The 20357-nt window shown below is 62.7% G+C and carries 21 protein-coding genes; 16 read left to right on the forward strand and 5 right to left on the reverse strand.

What is annotated here, in order from left to right:
• Nucleotides 1–120: 120 nt before the first annotated feature.
• The 3 genes from LB529_RS05570 to clpA all read left to right on the forward strand — a co-directional run bounded on the left by LB529_RS05570 (nt 121) and on the right by clpA (nt 3526).
• A complete protein-coding gene (locus LB529_RS05570) occupies nt 121–450 on the forward strand; it encodes a phasin family protein (protein WP_095765346.1) in 330 nt (109 codons plus the stop codon).
• Between the two features lie 277 nt (nt 451–727).
• Nucleotides 728–1054, forward strand: a complete 327-nt coding sequence (gene clpS / locus LB529_RS05575) for an ATP-dependent Clp protease adapter ClpS (protein ID WP_036258315.1) — start codon at nt 728–730, stop codon at nt 1052–1054.
• A 6-nt stretch (nt 1055–1060) separates the two neighbouring features.
• On the forward strand, nt 1061–3526 hold the full coding sequence (clpA, locus tag LB529_RS05580) for an ATP-dependent Clp protease ATP-binding subunit ClpA (RefSeq protein WP_140841263.1): 2466 nt from the start codon (nt 1061–1063) through the stop codon (nt 3524–3526).
• A gap of 90 nt (nt 3527–3616) precedes the next feature.
• On the opposite strand, the gene LB529_RS05585 is transcribed toward clpA, so the two are convergent.
• From LB529_RS05585 to LB529_RS05600, 4 genes are all read right to left on the reverse strand, one after another.
• A complete protein-coding gene (locus LB529_RS05585; protein WP_095765348.1) occupies nt 3617–4045 on the reverse strand; it encodes an HIT family protein in 429 nt (142 codons plus the stop codon).
• Nucleotides 4046–4216: 171 nt separating this feature from the next.
• Nucleotides 4217–5431, reverse strand: a complete 1215-nt coding sequence (locus LB529_RS05590; RefSeq protein WP_224710485.1) for a GNAT family N-acetyltransferase — start codon at nt 5429–5431, stop codon at nt 4217–4219.
• Between the two features lie 55 nt (nt 5432–5486).
• On the reverse strand, nt 5487–6215 hold the full coding sequence (locus tag LB529_RS05595) for a glycerophosphodiester phosphodiesterase (RefSeq protein ID WP_224632024.1): 729 nt from the start codon (nt 6213–6215) through the stop codon (nt 5487–5489).
• Nucleotides 6216–6223: 8 nt separating this feature from the next.
• A complete protein-coding gene (locus LB529_RS05600) occupies nt 6224–6688 on the reverse strand; it encodes a RidA family protein (RefSeq protein WP_224544466.1) in 465 nt (154 codons plus the stop codon).
• A gap of 139 nt (nt 6689–6827) precedes the next feature.
• On the opposite strand from LB529_RS05600, the gene LB529_RS05605 reads away from it, so the two are divergent.
• The 5 genes from LB529_RS05605 to tsf all read left to right on the forward strand — a co-directional run bounded on the left by LB529_RS05605 (nt 6828) and on the right by tsf (nt 10624).
• Nucleotides 6828–7658, forward strand: a complete 831-nt coding sequence (locus LB529_RS05605) for a cell envelope integrity EipB family protein (protein ID WP_095765616.1) — start codon at nt 6828–6830, stop codon at nt 7656–7658.
• An 82-nt stretch (nt 7659–7740) separates the two neighbouring features.
• Entirely contained in the window at nt 7741–8019 is a 279-nt protein-coding gene (locus LB529_RS05610; RefSeq protein ID WP_224710486.1) for a DUF4031 domain-containing protein, read from the forward strand.
• Nucleotides 8016–8627 carry a LysE family translocator gene (locus LB529_RS05615; RefSeq protein WP_224710487.1) on the forward strand — a complete coding sequence of 204 codons (612 nt, stop codon included), beginning with the start codon at nt 8016–8018 and terminating at the stop codon, nt 8625–8627. Before LB529_RS05610 ends, LB529_RS05615 begins: the two co-directional genes overlap by 4 nt.
• A gap of 175 nt (nt 8628–8802) precedes the next feature.
• On the forward strand, nt 8803–9582 hold the full coding sequence (gene rpsB / locus LB529_RS05620; protein ID WP_095765354.1) for a 30S ribosomal protein S2: 780 nt from the start codon (nt 8803–8805) through the stop codon (nt 9580–9582).
• A gap of 121 nt (nt 9583–9703) precedes the next feature.
• The gene (tsf, locus tag LB529_RS05625; RefSeq protein WP_224632026.1) at nt 9704–10624 is read left to right on the forward strand and encodes a translation elongation factor Ts; all 921 of its coding nucleotides are present in this window, start codon (nt 9704–9706) and stop codon (nt 10622–10624) included.
• 53 nt (nt 10625–10677) lie between these two features.
• On the opposite strand, the gene LB529_RS05630 is transcribed toward tsf, so the two are convergent.
• The gene (locus LB529_RS05630; protein ID WP_224632027.1) at nt 10678–11604 is read right to left on the reverse strand and encodes a LysR family transcriptional regulator; all 927 of its coding nucleotides are present in this window, start codon (nt 11602–11604) and stop codon (nt 10678–10680) included.
• A 114-nt stretch (nt 11605–11718) separates the two neighbouring features.
• On the opposite strand from LB529_RS05630, the gene LB529_RS05635 reads away from it, so the two are divergent.
• The 8 genes from LB529_RS05635 to bamA all read left to right on the forward strand — a co-directional run bounded on the left by LB529_RS05635 (nt 11719) and on the right by bamA (nt 20330).
• A complete protein-coding gene (locus LB529_RS05635; protein WP_224544469.1) occupies nt 11719–12246 on the forward strand; it encodes a nuclear transport factor 2 family protein in 528 nt (175 codons plus the stop codon).
• A 36-nt stretch (nt 12247–12282) separates the two neighbouring features.
• Complete coding sequence (locus LB529_RS05640; protein WP_224632028.1) at nt 12283–13392, forward strand: aldo/keto reductase; 1110 nt, start codon at nt 12283–12285, stop codon at nt 13390–13392.
• Nucleotides 13393–13560: 168 nt separating this feature from the next.
• On the forward strand, nt 13561–14283 hold the full coding sequence (gene pyrH, locus LB529_RS05645; protein ID WP_095765617.1) for a UMP kinase: 723 nt from the start codon (nt 13561–13563) through the stop codon (nt 14281–14283).
• 84 nt (nt 14284–14367) lie between these two features.
• Nucleotides 14368–14922 (forward strand): ribosome recycling factor, encoded by a 555-nt coding sequence (frr, locus tag LB529_RS05650; RefSeq protein WP_095765618.1) that lies wholly within the window; start codon nt 14368–14370, stop codon nt 14920–14922.
• A gap of 31 nt (nt 14923–14953) precedes the next feature.
• Complete coding sequence (locus LB529_RS05655) at nt 14954–15673, forward strand: isoprenyl transferase (RefSeq protein ID WP_224710488.1); 720 nt, start codon at nt 14954–14956, stop codon at nt 15671–15673.
• A 12-nt stretch (nt 15674–15685) separates the two neighbouring features.
• The gene (locus LB529_RS05660) at nt 15686–16501 is read left to right on the forward strand and encodes a phosphatidate cytidylyltransferase (RefSeq protein ID WP_224544472.1); all 816 of its coding nucleotides are present in this window, start codon (nt 15686–15688) and stop codon (nt 16499–16501) included.
• Nucleotides 16502–16605: 104 nt separating this feature from the next.
• Nucleotides 16606–17748 (forward strand): RIP metalloprotease RseP, encoded by a 1143-nt coding sequence (gene rseP, locus LB529_RS05665; protein WP_140841291.1) that lies wholly within the window; start codon nt 16606–16608, stop codon nt 17746–17748.
• Between the two features lie 218 nt (nt 17749–17966).
• A complete protein-coding gene (bamA, locus tag LB529_RS05670) occupies nt 17967–20330 on the forward strand; it encodes an outer membrane protein assembly factor BamA (protein WP_224544473.1) in 2364 nt (787 codons plus the stop codon).
• Nucleotides 20331–20357 lie beyond the last annotated feature (27 nt).

Here is a 20357-nt window from a genome sequence, read left to right on the forward strand (position 1 = left end):
GCGCTGGACCCCGTGCATACAAAGGGATTCTTGACTTTTGTGCATCGCACAATATATTGAGGTGCATTGCACAAGGGCGCCCGGGGCAAAAAGGGCGTTTCAACCAAAGGGAAGTATGAAATGACCCAGACCTATGAGGACTTCACGAAATACGGCAAGGAATTTGCCGACACCGGGCTGAAGAGCTTCGCCTCGCTCACCAAGGGCGCGCAGGCGATCGCCACCGAAGCCGGCGAATACACCAAGAAGAGCTTCGAAGCCGGCACCGCCGCCTTCGAGAAGCTGTTCGCGGCCAAGTCGATCGAGAAGGCCGTCGAGATCCAGACCGATTACGCTAAGCAGAGCTATGAGAGCTTCGTGGCTGAGGCCAGCAAGATCGGCAATCTCTATGCCGAGCTCGCCAAGGAAGCGTACAAGCCCTTCGAATCGGTGGTCGCCAAGGCGAAGTAATTTCGCCCGATCACGCCGGACACGGGCAGCGGGCCAATCAAAAGGACCCGGTCGCGGAGACGCGGCCGGGTTTTTTCATGCGCGAGCGCAACCTGACGCACCTTGCCGCATTCACGATTGAGAAATTCGCTGCGGTTTGCCCACCTAGCCATATTGTCAGCTAAACAGAAGGGCTTAAAATCGTCCATCGAGAACCTACATGTTGAACTCGCATGAGGATTCGAAAAGGCTGGACTACGTGACGATCGGTTTGACTGCCACGGCAGACGTGGTGCGAATGCAAAGTGACGGAGACCGCAACGATCCCGGTCGCGGCACCGCTGTCATCACGCGCACCAAAACAAAGACCAAGAAGCCCAGTCTCTACCGGGTCCTCATTCTGAACGACGACTACACCCCGATGGAGTTCGTCGTTCACGTCCTGGAACGATTTTTCCAAAAGGACCGCGAAGCCGCCACACGCATCATGCTTCATGTTCACAATCATGGAGTGGGCGAGTGCGGCATCTACACATTCGAGGTGGCCGAGACCAAAGTGTCCCAGGTCATGGATTTCGCCCGACAGAATCAGCATCCGCTGCAATGCGTGATGGAGAAGAAGTGAGGTAACATGCCGGCTTTCTCCCAAGGCCTGGAAAAGGCGCTACATCAGGCGCTGACATTCGCCAACGAGCGGCATCATGAGTATGCAACGCTCGAACATTTGCTGCTCGCCCTGATCGACGATACCGAGGCGGCCGCCGTCATGCGCGCCTGCAACGTCGATCTCGACGAGCTCAAGCACACCGTTCTCACCTATATCGACACCGAGCTCGACAACCTCGTCACCGGTTATGACGAGGATTCGAAGCCGACGGCAGGTTTCCAGCGCGTCATCCAGCGCGCCGTGATCCATGTGCAATCGTCCGGCCGCGAGGAAGTGTCCGGCGCCAACGTGCTCGTCGCCATCTTCGCCGAGCGCGAGAGCCATGCTGCCTATTTCCTGCAGGAACAGCAGATGACACGCTACGACGCGGTCAATTACATCTCGCATGGCATTGCCAAGCGCCCGGGCGCTTCGGAATCGCGCACGCCGCGCGGCGCCGAGGACGAGCAGGGCGGCCAGAACGGCGCCGAACCGCAGGAAGAGGGTGGCAAGAAGAAGCAGCAGGACGCGCTGACGGCCTACTGCGTCAACCTCAACAACAAGGCGCGCGCCGGCAAGATCGATCCGCTGATCGGTCGCGACAGCGAGATCAACCGCACCATCCAGGTGCTGTGCCGCCGTTCCAAGAACAACCCGCTCTATGTCGGCGATCCGGGCGTCGGCAAGACGGCGATCGCCGAAGGCCTCGCCAAGCGCATCGTCGAAGGCGATGTGCCGGAAGTGCTGCAGGACGCAACCATCTTCGCGCTCGACATGGGCACGCTGTTGGCCGGCACCCGCTATCGCGGCGACTTCGAGGAGCGGCTGAAGCAGGTCGTCAAGGAGCTCGAGGACTATCCGGGCGCGGTGCTGTTCATCGACGAGATCCACACGGTGATCGGGGCCGGCGCCACCTCGGGCGGCGCCATGGATGCATCGAACCTTCTGAAGCCGGCGCTGTCGTCCGGCGCCATCCGCTGCATCGGCTCGACCACCTACAAGGAGTTCCGCCAGTTCTTCGAGAAGGACCGCGCGCTGGTGCGGCGCTTCCAGAAGATCGATGTCAACGAGCCGACCATCGAGGACGCCATCGAGATCATGAAGGGCCTGAAGCCTTATTTCGAGGAGTTCCACAAGGTCCGCTACACGAGCGAAGCGATCAAGGCCTCGGTCGAGCTGTCGGCGCGCTACATCAACGACCGCAAGCTGCCGGACAAGGCGATCGACGTGATCGACGAAACCGGCGCCTCGCAGATGCTGGTGCCGGAAGCCAAGCGCAAGAAGACGATCGGCATCAAGGAGATCGAGGCGACGATCGCCACCATGGCGCGCATCCCGCCGAAGACGGTCTCGGCCGACGACGAGAAGGTGCTGCAGGGGCTCGATATCGAGCTGAAGCGCGTCGTATACGGCCAGGATACGGCCATCACGGCGCTGACCTCGGCGATCAAGCTGGCGCGCGCCGGCCTGCGCGAACCGGAGAAGCCGATCGGCTCCTACCTGTTCTCAGGCCCGACCGGCGTCGGCAAGACGGAAGTCGCCAAGCAACTTGCCGCCTCGCTCGGCGTCGAGCTGATCCGCTTCGACATGTCGGAATACATGGAACGCCACACCGTCTCGCGGCTGATCGGCGCGCCTCCCGGCTATGTCGGCTTCGACCAGGGCGGCCTGCTCACCGACGGCGTCGACCAGCATCCGCATTGCGTGCTGCTGCTCGATGAGGTCGAAAAGGCGCATCCGGACCTGTTCAACATCCTGTTGCAGGTGATGGACCATGGCAAGCTGACCGACCACAACGGCAAGCAGATCGACTTCCGCAACGTGATCTTGATCATGACCACCAATGCGGGCGCCTCGGACGCGCAGCGTGCGGCGATCGGCTTCGGCTCGACCAAGCGCGAGGGCGACGACGTCGAGGCGATCAACCGGCTGTTCACGCCGGAGTTCCGCAACCGCCTGGACGCGATCATCCCGTTCGGTTCGCTGCCGGTGCCGGTCATCCATCAGGTGGTGCAGAAGTTCGTCATGCAGCTTGAGGCCCAGCTCTCCGAGCGGGGCGTCACCTTCGACCTGTCGCCGGACGCGATCGCCTGGCTGGCCGACAAGGGCTATGACGAGCGCATGGGCGCGCGTCCGCTCGGCCGCGTCATCCAGGAGCACATCAAGAAGCCCCTGGCCGACGAGGTGCTGTTCGGCAAACTCAAGAAGGGCGGCACGGTGCGTGTCACCGTCGAGAAGAAGGAAACCGGCGAGTCCGGCCTGAAGCTCGAATCGCTCGCCGACGAGTCGCCCGTGCAGCCGAAGAAGGAAGAGCCGGAAGACGCGCCGAAGCCGAAGAAGGCGGTGGCCAAGAAGCCGGCGCCCAAGAAGGCCGTGGCGCAGAAGCCGGAGCCGAAGGGCAAGGACGGCAACAAACGCAGCCTTGTGCCGCAACTGCCGCGCAAGGGCTGATCGGCCTTCATTTGAAATGCAAAAGAGCCCCGGCAATGGGGCTCTTTTCTTTTGAGCGGTCAGCTCGCAGTCACCGGGTCGAAGGCTGGGTCAGCTTCCCAGCGCCGCGCGGATCTTGCCGGCGTGCTCGGCCAGCACCTCAGGCTTCTCCATCTGGCCGGAATGCGGCTTCAACGGCACGCCTTCGAAGCGCGGCACGACGTGGACATGGAGATGGTAGACGGTCTGCCCGGAGGCCGGTTCGTTGAACTGCATGAGGGTGACGCCGTCGGCGTCGAATGCCTTTTTCACTGCCACGGCCACTTTCTGGACGACCGCGAACAGCGGACCGAGCGTTGCCGGATCGGCGTCGAGCATGTTGCGCGACGGCGCCTTGGGCATCACCAGCGTGTGGCCCATGCCTTGCGGCATCACATCCATGAAGGCGACGACTGCATCGTCCTCGTAGACGCGGTGCGACGGAATCTCGCCGCGCAGGATTTTCGCAAAGATATTGCCGGGATCATAGGCTTCGGCCATGGGGTGACACTCCCAATTGCATTCACCGTCCGGTGTAGCGAAGCCGCGGACGGGCGGCAAGGCGCTCAGGCGGGATCGCTGAAGCGCGTCGTAAGGAATGGATTCGGGCGAAGCGCTTTAAGTCTCTGTTTTCATGTTTCATCGCAGCGGCATGGCGCGCGGTGAAGCCGGCTATTCCCCAAGATCCTTGCGGAAGGGCGTGTGCTCTTCGAGATATTCGCCCATGCGCTCGACCTCGCGTCGCTCGCGCCTGAGATAGTCGGCGACGGCGTTGCGCAAGCCGGGATGCGAGAAGTAGTGCGCCGAATGCATGGTCACCGGCCGGTAGCCGCGCGCCAGCTTGTGCTCGCCCTGCGCGCCTGCCTCCACCACCTTGAGCTTGCGCTCGATGGCGAAATCGATCGCCTGATGGTAGCAGACCTCGAAATGCAGGAAGGGGTGATCCTCGATGCAGCCCCAGTTGCGTCCGTAGAGCGCGTCGGAACCGATGAAGTTGATGGCGCCGGCGATATAGCGGCCGTTCCGCTTTGCCATCACCAGGAGGATGTCGTCGGCCATGCGCTCGCCGATCAGCGAGAAGAACTGTCGGTTGAGATAGGGCCGCCCCCATTTCCTTCCGCCGGTATCCATGTAGAAGGCGAAGAAATCGTCCCAGGCGCTTTCGGTGATGTCCTTGCCGGTCAGCCAGTCGATCGAGATGCCGTCGGCAAGCGCTTCCCGGCGCTCCTTCTTCATTGCCTTGCGCTTGCGCGAGGCAAGCGTGGCGAGGAAGTCGTCATAGGTCGAAAAGCCTTCGTTGAAGAAATGGAACTGCTGGTCGGTGCGATGCAGGAAGCCCGCCGCCTCGAGGCTCGCCACATCCGGCTCGGTTGCGAAAGTGACATGCGCGGACGAGACGCCGAGCTTGTCGGTCACCAGCTTCAGGCCTTCCGCCAGTCCTGCCTTCACCGCACTTTCATTCTCGCCTTTGCCGACCAGCAGGCGAGGGCCGGTGACTGGTGAAAACGGCACCGAGCATTGCAACTTGGGATAATAGCGGCCGCCGGCGCGTTCGAAGGCGTCCGACCAGCCGTGGTCGAAGACATATTCGCCCTGGCTGTGCGATTTGAGGTAACAAGGGACGGCGCCGAGAAGCCTGCCTTGCGCGGTTTCCAGCCGCAAGTGATGACCCTGCCAGCCAGTGCGCCGGACGGCGCAGCCGGAATCTTCCAGAGCGCTTAGAAAAGCGAATGAAACCAGCGGGTTGTAGCCGTTTTCTTGATCGTCGCGCGTGGTTCCGGCAAAGCCGTTCCATTCTTCGCAGGTGAAGGCGCCGATACCCGCCGCGATGCGGATCGCATAATCCGCGTTCGCTGCCCGTCCATCGTCTTCGTCGCCCTGATCCATGGGGCTTATTTAAGCTTCGCAGGGGCAGCTACAAGTCACGTTTGAGGCACTCGGCTCAGCCAACTCTCACCAGGCCGGGCTCGAAACCCTCGAAAGTCATCTGGTCGGCATATTTGAAGGTGAGGTCGACAGCCGGCTGGTCATGCACGGTCCAGGTGATGACCGGCATCTTCAGCTTTTCGCGCACGAAGCTGACGAAGGGGTTGGGCAGATCGCCGGCAGCGTAGGAGGTGAAGGCGAGATCGTGCGCGAGCATGGCGAAATGCGCCTCGATCAACTGGTTGTCCCTGCCATAGGCGGTCAGCCCGCCGGGGATGCCGGGGGCGTCCTTGGCGAAGTCGCGGATCAGCCAGTGATCGAACGACATGATCGCCACCTTGCCGTTGTAGCGCTTGAGCAGCCGGCCGACGCTTGCCACCAGCCCGGCATCATGGCCGGGAACGCCTTTCAACTCGACCACCAGCGGCACACGGCCGTCGATCAGGTCGAGCGCCTCCTCGAGCGTCGGCACGTGGTCCTTGGTGCCGCCGACCTTGAGCGTCGCCAGTTCGGCCGCGGTGCGTTGCCACACGAAGCCATCCTGGCCGGTGAGGCGTTTCAGCTCGCCGTCATGGATGATGACCGGGACGCCGTCGGACGAGACATGCACGTCGCATTCGATGGCGTAGCCGCGCTCGGCCGCCGCGGCGAAAGCCGACAGCGTGTTTTCCCAGCGCGTCTTGTTCATGTCGTGGAAGCCGCGATGCGCGACGGGCTGCGCAATCAGCCAGGACAGATCGGTCATGTTGAGCCTCACTCGACTTCGAAGATCGCTTCGATCTCGACCGCGGCGTTGAGCGGTAGCGAGGCGGTGCCGACGGCGGAGCGGGCATGCTTGCCGCGCTCGCCGAGTGCGGCGACCAGGAAGTCGGAGGCGCCGTTGGCGACAAGATGCTGCTCGACGAAATCCGGCGCGGAGGCGACGAAGACTGTGATCTTGACCAGGCGCCGGACCTTTTCGAGATCGCCCAGCGCGGCCTTGGCCTGCGCCAGGAGGTTGATGGCGCAGAATTTCGCGCCTTCCTTGCCTGCAGCGGTGTCGATGTCGCGGCCGAGCAACCCGCTTGCCTGCAGCTTGCCGTCCTTCAGCGGCAACTGGCCGGCGGTGAACAGCGTGTTGCCGGTGCGGCAATAGGGCACGTAGTTGGCGGCGGGCGCGGCGGCGGCCGGGAGGGTGACGCCAAGATCGCTTAGCCGCTTTTCGATTGTTTCGCTCATTGGTTTTCCCTATTGCTGGAAGACGCCGCGTTGGCCGGGCCGAAATTGCTATTTTTGCCTCGCTTCCGCCACGACTTTTTTTAAGCTGGACCATCTTTCCCTGCGGTCTGCCTCGCAGCCGCGACGATCGGAGCAACGCATGCGCGCAACGCGCCTTTTTCTCGCCGCCGCCTGTTTCTCGGCGATGCTCCCGATGGCGCCGGCCCTTGCGGTGCCCGCGCTGCAGGCGCATCGCGCCGTCTACGATCTCACGCTCAACAAGGCTTCCGATCGCTCAGGCATTACCGGCATCACCGGCCGCATGGTCTATGAGTTCAATGGTTCCGCCTGCGAAGGCTATACGGTGAAATTTCGCTTCGTCACCCAGATTGCCACCGCCGACGGCACGAAGCTGACGGACCAGCAGACGACCACGTTCGAGGATGCCGAAGGCAAAACTTTTTCGTTCGTGACGAAATCCTTCACCGACCAGAACCTCGACAAGGAAGTGAAAGGCACCGCGACCCGGGAGCAGAAGGGCCTGAAAGTCGAGATCGACAAGCCTGAGAAGAACAGCCTCGAGCTTGCAGCGACGCAGTTCCCGACCCAGCATCTGGTCGAGCTGATCGGCAAGGCCGAAAAGGGCGAGAATTTCTACCAGACCAATCTGTTCGACGGCTCTGAGGACGCCAACAAGGTGATGACCACCACCGTCATCGTCGGCAAGAAGACCGATGTCCAGAAATCCGACCCGGAGGCGCCGGCGCTGGCCAAGCTCGCGACCGACAAATACTGGCCGGTCGACATCGCCTATTTCGACGATACCGACAACAAAGGCGAAGAGGTGCCGGAATACCGGATCAGCTTCAAGCTGCACGAGAACGGCATCACCCGCGACCTCGTCATGGACTATGGCGAATTCTCGATGACCGGCAAGCTGGTGAACCTGTCGCTGTTCGATCAGACCAAGCCTTGCCCGGCGTCGAAATAGCAATTGCTGACGGCAGCCGGCCCGGCTTGCAGGCTTGGCCTCCGAATACCATGCGTGAGGCTCACCGAATGCGGTGGGCCTGATGGCAGTCTATGTCGATGCGGCGATCTGGAAATGGGCCGGCCACCGCTGGTGCCATCTGCTCGCCGACAATACCGACGAACTCCATCGCTTTGCAGCCGAGGTGGGCCTTAAGCGTTCGTCCTATCAGGGGCCGCCCAAGACATCGGCGCCGCATTACGATATCACTGGCTTCGAGCGTGATCGCGCGGTCAGGCTTGGGGCGATCGAATGCAGCCGCGAGGACATCGTGGCGATCTTCCGCCGCGTGCGGGTTCCGAACGGGAAGGTAAGACGATGACGGTGACGGCGTTCCTGGCTTATTGCGTCGCGATCTCGTTGGCCGCCGCCACGCCTGGACCGGCGATGTTCGCGGTCATCACCAATGGTCTGTCGCGTGGGTTCTTGCGGGCTTTCATAGCCGGCATGGGGGTCGCCGCGGGCGACGCCGTCCTGGTCACCCTGGCGTTGCTCGGGTTGGTGGCGTTGGCCCAGACCTTCGAGTGGATTTTTCTTTTGGTGAAATACGCCGGCGCCGCTTACCTGGTCTTTCTCGGCATCAGGATGTGGCGGGCGGCCGCCCAGAAACCGGACGACTCTCGCCAAACACAGGCGCGGCTGTCGCAGTCCTTCTTTCTCGGCGCGTCCATTGCGCTCGGCAATCCGAAGGCCATTCTGTTCCACGCCTCCATCATGCCGCTGATCCTCAACCTTGACACCATGACCTTCGCCGATGGCCTGCTCGTGGTCCTTGTCGTGGTCTGCGTCAATATCATCACCATGGGCCTCTATGCCGCGATGGCGGGGCGGGCAGCCGGGTGGTTCAAGACCCCGAAGCGCATGCGCCTCATGAACAGGCTCGCTGGCGGCGCGATGATCGGTACCGGTGCGCTGATTGCCGCACGTTGATGCGCGAAGTGACACCCAGCTTGCGTTTGTGACGCTTCCCCTCTATATGCGCGCTCATTCCACACACGGACTTTGGTGTCTGCCCGGGAGAAATCCGGCTGAGACCTCCGGTGGCATCAGGACATAAGTCCGAAATGCCTGTGTCCGTGGAGGCCAACCGGAAAGGAACTAAAGAATGGCTCTGCCAGATTTCAGCATGCGCCAGCTTTTGGAAGCTGGTGTTCACTTCGGCCACCAGACCCACCGCTGGAACCCGAAGATGGCGCCTTATATCTATGGCGCCCGCAACAACATCCACATCATCGACCTGTCGCAGACGGTGCCGCTGCTGCACCAGGCCCTGAAGCAGGTATCCGACACCGTCGCCAAGGGCGGCCGCGTGCTGTTCGTCGGCACCAAGCGCCAGGCGTCCGACATCGTCGCCGACGCGGCGCAGCGTTCGGCCCAGTATTATGTCAACTCGCGTTGGCTGGGCGGCATGCTCACCAACTGGAAGACGATCTCGAACTCGATCCAGCGCCTGCGCAAGCTCGACGAGACGCTCTCCGGCGAGGCCCAGGGCCTCACCAAGAAGGAGCGCCTGAACCTCGACCGCGAGCGCGAGAAGCTCAACAAGGCTCTCGGCGGCATCAAGGACATGGGCTCGACGCCGGACCTGATGTTCGTCATCGACACCAACAAGGAAGCGATCGCCATCCTTGAGGCCAAGCGCCTCGGCATTCCGGTCGTGGCCATCATCGATTCGAACTGCGACCCGGACAAGATCGACTTCCCGATCCCCGGCAATGACGACGCGGCCCGCGCGATCCAGCTCTATTGCGACCTGATCGCCAAGGCCGCCATCGACGGCATCGCCCGTCAGCAGGGCGCGCTCGGCGTCGACATCGGCGCTTCGGCGGAGGCTCCGGTCGAGCCGGCGCTCGACGCTCCGGCCGCAGAAGCTCCGGAAGCTTGATAAGGAAGGCCGGATCCCGGCCTTCATCTTTCCAATAAGTTGGCGCGCTAAAGCGCTTTTGCCGAGCGCATCACCCGAGTCCCGGTTGGTGCGTCGGCGCATTTGAGACAAAGAGGCGACAATGAGCATTTCGGCTGCACAGGTCAAAGAACTCCGCGACTTGACCGGCGCGGGCATGATGGACTGCAAGGCGGCGTTGAACGAGACCAACGGCGACATGGAAGCGGCCGTCGACTGGCTGCGCAAGAAGGGTATCTCCAAGGCCGACAAGAAGGCCGGGCGCACTGCCGCCGAGGGCCTGATCGGCGTCGACGCCGGCTTGCGTGAAGCGGCCATCGTCGAGGTCAATTCCGAGACCGACTTCGTCGCCCGCAACGAGCAGTTCCAGCAACTGGTCCGCAATGTCGCGAAGGTCGCGCTCGCCTATGGCGCAACCGAAGCGGTTGCCGCCGCCAAGTATCCGGGCTCCGACAAGACGGTCACCGAGACCGTCAAGGACGCGGTCGGCACCATCGGCGAGAACATCAATTTCCGCCGTTCGGCCAAGCTCACCGTGCCGCAGGGCGTGGTGGCGACCTATGTCCACAATGCGGTTGCCGATGGGCTGGGCAAGCTCGGCGTGCTGGTTGCGATCGAGACCACCGGCAACGAGCATGCCGCGAACGCCTTTGCCCGCCAGGTTGCCATGCACGTCGCCGCCACCAACCCGGTGGCGCTGACGGCCGAAGAGGTCGACCCGGCGCTGATCGAGCGCGAGAAGGCGATCTTCTCCGACCAGGCGCGCCAGTCGGGCAAGCCGGAAGCCATCATCGAGAAGATGGTCGAGGGCCGCCTGCGCAAGTTCTACGAAGAAGTGGTGCTTTTGAAGCAGGCCTTCGTGCTCAATCCCGACATCACCGTCGAGAGGGCGCTGAAGGATGCCGAGAAGGAGATCGGCGCTCCGGCGAAGATCACCTCCTATCTGCGCTTTGCTCTCGGCGAAGGCATCGAGAAGGAAACGACCGATTTCGCGGCGGAAGTCGCGGCCGCGGTCAAGAAATAGCTCCGATCCGAGGGGAGCGCGCGGCGTTTCCTTAAGGTGACGAGCTCACGAGCTCAGGCGACTCGGCCGGGTGTCCGCATGGACGCCCGGCCGATTTCTTGTGCGGTATCGATAAAGGCCCTGAGCTTCGGCGCCATCGACGCGCGGCGCGGGAAATAAAGGAAGAGCCCGGGCTCTTCGATCGCTGTCTTCGGCAGGATCTGGACGAGGCGGCCGGCTGCCAGGTCGGCGCGCACCAGCGGCTCGAAGACGTAGGCGAGCCCGACGCCGGCCAGCGCCAGATCGACGGCGCCAAGCGAATCCGTGACGACGGTCGTGCCGCGCGTCTCGACAACGACATCCTTGCCGTTGTCGTTCAGGTCCCAGCGGTAAAGCGCGCCTGACCGAACCAGCCGGTAGCCGATGCAGTTGTGATTGGCGAGATCGGCCACGTCGCGCGGACGGCCGTGCTTTGCGACATAGGCGGGAGAAGCAACGATCACGGCTTTGAACGGTGGCGTCATCCTGACGGTGACCATGTCCTGCGCGATCATTTCACCCAGCCGGATGCCGGCGTCAAACCCTTCCCCGACGATATCGATAAGTCCCTGATCGGCAACGATCTCGACCGTCACGTCGGGATAGCGTTCCGCCATCGCCGCGACCACCGGCGTCACCGCCAGGGGGATCGCTATGTTGGAGGCGTTGATCCTGAGCAGGCCGGCGGGCCTTCCCTTCACGCCTCGAATGCGGTCCATCCGCTCGGCGATGTCCTGCAGGGCAGGGCCCGCAGTCTCCACCAGCGCTTTGCCTGCCTCGGTCAGCGAGACGCTGCGCGTCGTGCGCGCAAAGAGCGGCTGGCCGATACGCTCCTCCACCAGCCGCACCGCATGGCTGACGGCAGACGGGCTCATGCCCAGCTCAGCCGCGGCAAGCGCGAAGCCGCCGCGTCGGGCCACGGCGACAATGACCGGAAGGTGTGTGAGCAGATCGCGATCCATTCATGAATGATATCGCACAGTCTTTGCGAACAATGCAATCTTATCGATGCCCCCGAGCCGGCTCATATTGGCTTCAACACATCGGCGGCGGGCTGATGGCCAAGGAGAGACCAAATGAACGCGTTGAGACATGTAACTTTTGCCGCAGGAATGGTGCTGGCGCCGGTCGATGCCGGCGGTGCCGAACCGGCCGGCTGGCAGGCCCTTGCCGACGAGCGCGCCGTCATCCGCATCGCCGACGCCATCGACCGCGCGGTGGATGCACAGGACTGGAAGCTGGCGCGCAGCTATTTCGCCGAGCGTGTCACCGCCGATTTCAGCAGCCTGTCCGGCCAGCCCGCAGCCAACATCGCGTCCGACGACCTGATCGGCGCCTGGGCGGGCAACCTCAAGGGCAGCAAGACCAGCCTGCATCTGCGCACCAACCATCAGGTCGTGCTCGAAGCCGATGCCGCGACTGTCCGCTCCAATGGCTATGCCTGGAACCGGATGGAAGGCAATGGCGATCCACTCTGGGAAGTCTGGGGCACCTATGAGCACCACCTGACACGCTCGGCCTCCGGCTGGAAGGTCGACGGCTTCACCTTCCGCATGACGCATGAGCGCGGCAATCCCTGGGTCAAGGCCACCCCCGGCCAGTGACCGGCAGGAATTCAGTTCAGAATCGGGAGACCACCCATGGCCATGACCTACTACACGATTGGCAACAGCGGCCTGCGCGTTAGCCGGCTGGCGCTCGGCACCATGACCTTCGGCACCGAATGGGGCTGGGGCGCGGACAGGGACACAGCTCGCGCGATGTTCGATGCCTATGTCGAAGCGGGCGGCAACTTCTTCGACACGGCCGACCTCTATACCGGCGGTACCGCCGAGACCTGGCTCGGCGAGTTCGTCGCCGAGCGCGGCCTGCGCGACAAGGCTGTGATCGCCACAAAATTCACCATGAATTCCGAGGCCGGCAATCCGAATGCCGGCGGCAACGGCCGCAAGAACATCATGCGGGCCCTGGACGCCTCGCTGAAACGGCTCGGCACCGACTATATCGACCTTTATCTTCTGCATGTCTGGGACAGGATTACTCCGGCCGAGGAGGTGCTGCGCACGCTGGACGACCTCGTTCGCGCCGGCAAGGTGCGCCATATCGGCCTCTCCGACGTGCCGGCCTGGTATGCCGGCCGCGCCCAGGCGATCGCCGAACTGCGCGGCTACGAGCCGGTCTCGGCGCTGCAGCTCGAATATTCGCTCGCCGAGCGCGCCATCGAACATGAATATGTGCCTTTCGGCACCCGTCATGGCGCCGGCATCATGGTGTGGAGCCCTTTGGCCAGCGGGCTCCTCAGCGGCAAATACAAGCCGACGCAAGCCGGAAGGGCCGGGCGGCTCGACGGTTTCCGCAACACCACGCATCCCGGCTTCCAGAAGTTCAGCGACCGCAACTGGGCGATCGTGGCGGAACTCGAGAAGGTGGCGGCCGAGCTCGGCCGCAGCATGGCCCAGGTTGCGCTCAACTGGGTGGCGACGCAGCCAGGCATCGCTTCCGTCATCCTTGGAGCGACGAAGCTCACTCAGCTGCAGGACAATCTCGGCGCGCTCGATTTTTCGATTCCCGCCGAGCTTCGCGCGCGGCTGGAAAAGGTCAGCGCCATGCCGGCGCCGTTCCCGCATTCCTATTTCGGCTCCGAGATCCAGGTCCGGGTGACCGGCGGCGCCGTGACCGGCGACAAGCCGGCCGGTTATTCGCCCGCGGTCATGATCGAAGGCGAGGCAGTCAGCGTCTCCAGCCGTTGATCAAAAGGGCGGCAACTGACCGAAAAAGCCTGGAATTTTGCACGAGGGCGCGGCGTGACATCGCCGCGCCCTTCGTGTATCGGGTCAACCCGTCATGACAGCATCGCCGGATGAAGCGGGGGCGGTTTTGCCTCCAAAATTGCCGCGCCGAGATATTCGAGGAATGAGATGACGGTGAAGCCCCTCTATCGACGTGTCGTGCTGAAGGCTTCCGGCGAAGCGTTGATGGGCGAGCAGCATTTCGGCATCGATGTCTCCGTTGTCGACCGCATCGCCGCCGACATTGCCGAGGCGCGCGCGCTGGGCGTCGAAGTGGGTGTCGTCATCGGCGGCGGCAATATTTTTCGCGGCGTGGCTGTGGCCTCCAAAGGCGGCGACCGGGTCACCGGCGATCACATGGGCATGCTCGCCACCGTCATCAACTCGCTGGCACTGCGCACCTCGCTCAACAAGATCGGCGTCGATGCCGTCGTGCTTTCGGCGATCGCCATGCCGGAACTTTGCGAGAGTTTTTCCCAACGCCAGGCGACCGCCTATATGAACCAGGGCAAGGTGGTCATTTTCGCCGGCGGCACCGGCAATCCGTTCTTCACCACCGATTCGGCCGCGGCCCTGCGCGCCGCCGAGATCGGCGCCGATGCGCTGTTCAAAGGCACGCAGGTCGACGGGGTCTATTCAGCCGACCCCAAGAAGGACCCGAACGCGGTCCGTTTCGACCGCATCAGCCACGCCGAAGTCATCAAACGCGGGCTCGCGATCATGGACACAGCCGCGATTGCACTTGCGCGTGAAAACAACATTCCGATAATCGTCTATTCGATCCACGAAAAAGGTGGTTTCGGCGATATTCTAAGGGGCGGCGGCCATTGCACGGTCGTCGCGGACAAATAGGCGAGGCCGGGATCCGTTGAACGGTACCGCGGACGGCACGACGGCATAAGCAGTGAACCCGGCGAACGGGTCGAGGAGATGATCATGAGTGGCGAGTTCGAAGACCTGAAGCGACGCATGGACGGGGCGATCGCCGCCTTCAAGCACGACCTGGCGTCGCTGCGCACCGGCCGAGCCTCCAGCAACCTGCTCGACGCCGTCCAGGTCCAGGCCTACGGCACGACGATGCCGATCAACCAGGTGGCCAACGTGACGGTGCCGGAGCCGCGCATGATTTCGGTCTCGGTCTGGGACAAGTCGATGGTCAGCGCGGTCGACCGCGCTATCCGCGAAGCCAATCTGGGCTTCAATCCGATCGTCGACGGCACCAATCTCAGGATCCCGCTGCCGGAGCTCAACGAGCAGCGCCGCAAGGAACTGGTCAAGATCTCGCATGGCTATGCCGAGAACGCACGCGTCGCGGTGCGCCATGTCCGCCGCGACGGCATGGATTTCCTCAAGAAGGCTGAGAAGGACGGCACCATCAGCGAGGACGATCAGCGCAAGCGGTCCGACCAGGTCCAGAAGCTGACCGACGAGATGATCAGCACCATCGATCACCTGCTTTCCGATAAGGAAGCTGAAATCATGCAGGTTTAGGGTCGGGGTTTTCCGGCTCGAAAGCGAGACCATGGCAACCCCCGCGCATGTCGCGATCATCATGGATGGAAACGGACGCTGGGCCAAGGCGCGCGGCCTGCCGCGCCTTGCCGGACACCGCGCCGGCGTCGAGGCCTTGCGCAAGACGGTGCGCGCCGCACCCGAGCTCGGCATCTCCTACCTGACCGTTTACGCCTTTTCCTCCGAGAACTGGTCGCGGCCGAAATCCGAGGTCAGCGACCTCATGGGACTTTTGAAGCTGTTCATCCGCCGCGATCTTGCCGAACTGCATCAGAACGGCGTGCGGGTGAGGGTGATCGGCGACAATGAGGGGCTGCAGCCCGATATCCGGGGGCTGCTGCAGGAGGCCGAATCGCTGACTGCCGGCAATGAGGCGCTGACACTGGTCATCGCCTTCAATTACGGCGGCCGCGACGAGATCGTGCGCACAGCGCGCAAGCTGGCGGAGGCCGTCGCACGCGGCGACATGACGAGCGAGGCGATCACGGCCGAAAGCTTTGCCGCATCGCTCGACACAAAGGGCATTCCCGATCCCGAGCTGGTGATCAGGACCAGCGGCGAGCTCAGGCTGTCGAACTTCCTTCTCTGGCAGGCTGCCTATAGCGAGCTCGTTTTCCTGCCTTGCTATTGGCCGGACTTCAGCCGCGAGCACCTGGCCGACGCCTTGCGCGACTTTGCCGGCCGCGAACGACGCTTTGGCGGGCTCGCCGCCCGCGATGTCGCGCTTTAGGCGCCGCCACGCATGAGCAACCTCCAGCAGCGCGTCATCTCGGCAATCGTGATGGCGGCTCTGACGCTTGGGCTCACCTGGCTCGGCGGATTGCCGTTCCGGCTGTTCTGCGCCGCAATAGCGGCGCTGATCTTCTATGAATGGACGCGCATGGCGCGCGCCGGGAGCGGCGCGGCGCTCGGCTTCCTGCCCGAAGCACTGATTCTGATCTTCGTCGGCGCCCTGATCGCCGGCCTGCCGGCCTTGTGGCTGCTGCTCCTCGTCGCGATCCTGGTGGCGGTCGCGGCCATTGTCGCTCGGACCAAGGGGGCCGCGCCGTGGGAAGCCTCGGGGGTGGCCTACGCAGCACTATCCGGCTTTTCGCTCGCCTATCTCCGTGACGACAATCATTCCGGGCTGATTGCGATTCTCTTCCTGTTCGCCGTGGTCTGGGCAACCGACATAGCTGCCTATTTCGTCGGCCGCGCGGTCGGCGGCCCGAAGCTCGCGCCGTCAATCTCGCCCGGCAAGACGCAGAGCGGCGCGCTGGGCGGCGCCGTCGGCGGCGTTATCGCCGGAGTTTTGCTCTCAATCGCAGCCGGCGCCGGCAATCTCGTTCAGCTTGGCCTGGTGGCGCTTGCTCTGTCGATCGTTTCGCAAGCCGGCGACCTGTTCGAATCATGGGTCAAGCGCCGGCACGGCGCCAAGGATTCGAGCAATCTCATTCCCGGCCATGGCGGGGTCATGGACAGGGTGGACGGGCTTGTCGCGGCCGCGTTCGCACTGTACGTCATGGGCTGGGTCGCGGCGGGCGCCGAGCATCCGGCATTGGGGCTTTTTCCAAACTGAACGACACAGCAGTAAGGCGAAAAATGGCGCGCGCCACCGATTCGCCCGGATTGATGCCACAGTCGCGGTGGAATGTCGTGTGCGGGCGAATTTGAGGGCATGACTTGAACGACATCTTTCACGCGGTTTTCAGCACGCAAGGCTTCGTCCTTGGCACGCTCGTGCCGTTTTTGTTCGTGCTGACCGTCGTCGTGTTCGTCCACGAGATGGGCCACTATCTGATCGGCCGCTGGTGCGGCATCGGCGTGAAGGCTTTTTCCATCGGCTTCGGCCCCGAGCTCTTCGGCTTTTACGACCGCCGCGGCACGCGCTGGAAGCTTTGCGCCATTCCGCTTGGCGGCTACGTCAAATTCGTCGGCGACATGAATGCGACGTCGAGCCAGCCGAGCACGGAGGAGATCGAATCGCTGACGGATGCCGAGCGCGAGGTCGCCTTCCACACGCAACCGATTTGGAAGCGCGCCGCTACCGTCGTTGCGGGGCCGCTGTTCAATTTCCTGCTGACGATCGCCGTATTCGCGGTGCTGTTTTCCCTCTATGGCCGTCCGGTCCTGGAGCCGATGGTGGCCGAGGTGACCGCCGGCAGCCCGGCGGAAAAAGCCGGAATCCGGCCGGGCGACCGATTCGTCAAAGTCGATGGCAGCAAGGTAGAGACCTTCGCCGACGTGCAGCGGCTGGTTTCAGGCCGGGCTGGCGACGCCATCACCTTCACCATGCTGCGCGACGGCAAGGAAATCGACGTTACGGCCGCGCCGGAGCCCATGGAGCAACAGGATGCGCTGGGCAACAAGGTCAAGGTCGCGGTCATCGGCGTCGTCAACAACGCCGAGCTCGGCCAGCCGCGGCTGATCTCCTACACGCCGGCCGGCGCCGTGGTGGCGGCGGTCGAGGAAACCGGGCACGTGATCGAGCGCACCGGCCAGTTCCTGCAACGCTTTGCGCTTGGACGCGAGGACAAATGCCAGTTGGGCGGTCCGATCAAGATCGCGAAGATGTCGGGCCAGGCAGCCAAGCTCGGCTTCGAGTGGCTGGTGCAGCTTGTTGCATTTCTGTCAGTCGGAATAGGATTTCTCAATCTGCTGCCGATTCCCCCCCTCGACGGCGGCCACCTGTTGTTCTACGGCGTGGAGGCCGTCATCAGGCGGCCCGTTTCGGAGCGAACGATGGAGATGGCCTACCGGACCGGGTTGTTCCTGGTGCTCGGATTCATGGGCTTCGTATTTTGGAACGATCTGTTTGGATGCTGAAATCATGAAGAAATTTGGCTTCAGCTTCGGTCATATTGAGATGCCGTTTACCATGCGTGGGGATATGCGTGACGCGAAAGCCACGCGGTACGGTTAAGTAAATACAAATTAACCGGGAGCCTTGCGTGTAGGGAAAATCCGGTTAATACGGTAAGGGAAAATACCGCACGTCCGGTTTTCTCGCCGTGGGGACTACGAGAAAAAGGTACAAAAGCCCGATGAAGGCAGCATCCAAGTTTCTGAGCGCCGCTTCCGCGGCGGCTTTGTCCGCCGCTCTGGTCGTGCCAGGCGCGCTCGCAGTGCAGTTCGCCGCCACGTCGGTGGCCGAGGCCGCGGTCATTTCGCGTGTCGAGGTCAGCGGCAACCAGCGCGTCGATGCGGAAACCATCCGCAATTACATTTCGATCAAGCCGGGCAAGCCTTTCTCCAGCTCCGATATCGACGACGCCGTCAAGGCGCTGTTCGGCACAGGTCTGTTCTCGGACGTTCAGATCAACCAGGTCGGTTCGAGCCTGGTCGTCAAGGTTTCCGAATACAAGGTCGTCAACCAGGTCCTGTTCCAGGGCAACAAGAAGATCAAGGACAACGCGCTTCAGATGGGTATCCAGCTGAAGCCGCGTGCAACCTTCTCGCAGCAGGCGCTGGACGCCGATGTCGAGGCGATCAAGACGGCTTACAAGCGCATTGGCCGCGACGACGCCGCGGTGACCACGCAGGTCATGGATCTCGGCGACAATCGCGTGAACGTTGTCTTCAACATCAACGAAGGCGGCCGCACCCAGATCGCGGCGATCAACTTCGTCGGCAACCACGCTTATTCCAGCCGCCGCCTGTCGGACGTCATCAACACCAAGCGCTCGTCCTGGCTGTCCTTCGTGCTGCGCGACGACGTCTATGACGAGGACAAGCTGCGCGCCGACCAGGAGCTGCTGCGCCGCTTCTACTACAATCACGGCTATGCCGACTTCCAGGTCGTCTCGGCCGTCGGCGAGCTTGACGACGCCACCAACAAATACACGGTCACCATCACCGTGCAGGAAGGCGATCGCTATACGTTCGGCGACGTCAGCGTGGAAAGCACTATCCCGGAAGTCGATTCGAAGTCGCTGGAATCGGCGGTCGAAACCCACAAGGGCGACGTCTACAATGCCAAGGACGTCGAGGATTCGATCGTCGCGTTGACCGAGAAGGTCGCGGGTTCGGGCTACGCCTTCGCCCAGGTGACGCCGCGCGGCGACCGCAATTTCGAGAACCACACCATTTCGGTCGTCTACACCATCGACCAGGGCACCAAGGCCTATGTCGAGCGCATCGAAATCCGCGGCAACGACCGCACGCGCGACTATGTCATCCGTCGCGAATTCGACGTCAGTGAAGGCGATGCCTTCAACCAGGTTCTCATCCAGCGCGCGAAGAAGCGGCTGGAAGCCCTTGATTATTTCCAGTCTGTCGACATTTCGACCGTCCCCGGCTCGGCGCCGGACCAGGTCGTGCTGGTGGTCACCGTGGTCGAGAAGTCGACCGGCGAATTCTCAGTCGGCGCTGGTTATTCCACTGGCGGCGACACGCCCGGCCCGTCGATCGAAGGTTCGATCACGGAGCGTAACTTCCTCGGGCGCGGCCAGTACATCAAGCTGTCGGCTGGCGGCGGCAAGCATTCGCGCGACTTTGCTGTTTCCTTCACTGAGCCGTATTTTCTCGGACGGCGCATCGCGGCCGGCTTCGACATCTACAAGTCGACCCGGGAATACAGCCACTACGATACAGACGTTACTGGGGCGACCGTCCGCTTCGGCCTGCCGATCACTGGCAGCGTCTCGACGCAGCTGGCTTATAACATCTCCCAGGAAAAGTATTCCTATCCGGACAATTGCTTAACCGGCGGCGCGCTGGACCCTGCAAAATGCGACGTGTCTCCGGCAATCCAGGCTGGCATTGCCGAGAGTCCGTGGCTCAAGTCCTCGGTCAGCCTTGGATTGGTTTACAACACCATCGACGACATGAAAAACCCGCATGAGGGTCTGTACGTCACCGGCACGACCGAGTTTGCCGGTCTTGGCGGCGATGCCAAGTGGGTGAAGGTGACCGGGCGCGCCAGTGTTTACCAGACCTTGTCAGAGCAGCTTGATCTGGTCGGTCTGGTTTCGGGCGGCGCGGGCTATCTTGCGGCCTATGGCAGCAACGATCTGCGTGTCTTTGACTATTTCCAGAGCAACGACCGCATGATCCGTGGTTTCGAGTATGGCGGTATTGGCCCCGTGGCTAGCGGAGGCAGCGGCGACCATCTCGGTGGCACGACCTACTTCAATGCCTCGGCTGAAGCGCAGTTCCCGCTGCCCGTAATTCCGGAGAGCTTCGGCCTGCGGGGCGCTGTCTTTGCGGATGCAGCGACGCTTTATGGCAACAAGCTTGTCGGTGTCGACTCGTCCTCAACCGGCATGAAGCTTCGTGCTTCTGTCGGTCTCGGCCTAATGTGGGCTTCGCCGTTCGGCCCGATTCGTATCGACTATGCGATCCCGGTCAAGAAAGAGTCGACTGACAACGTTCAGGAATTCAACTTCGGTATCGCGACCCGCTTCTAACTTTGTGGTTGCGATGGTTCCGGGCCG

This window comes from Mesorhizobium sp. CA5, from assembly GCF_020165105.1.
Lineage (GTDB): Bacteria > Pseudomonadota > Alphaproteobacteria > Rhizobiales > Rhizobiaceae > Mesorhizobium.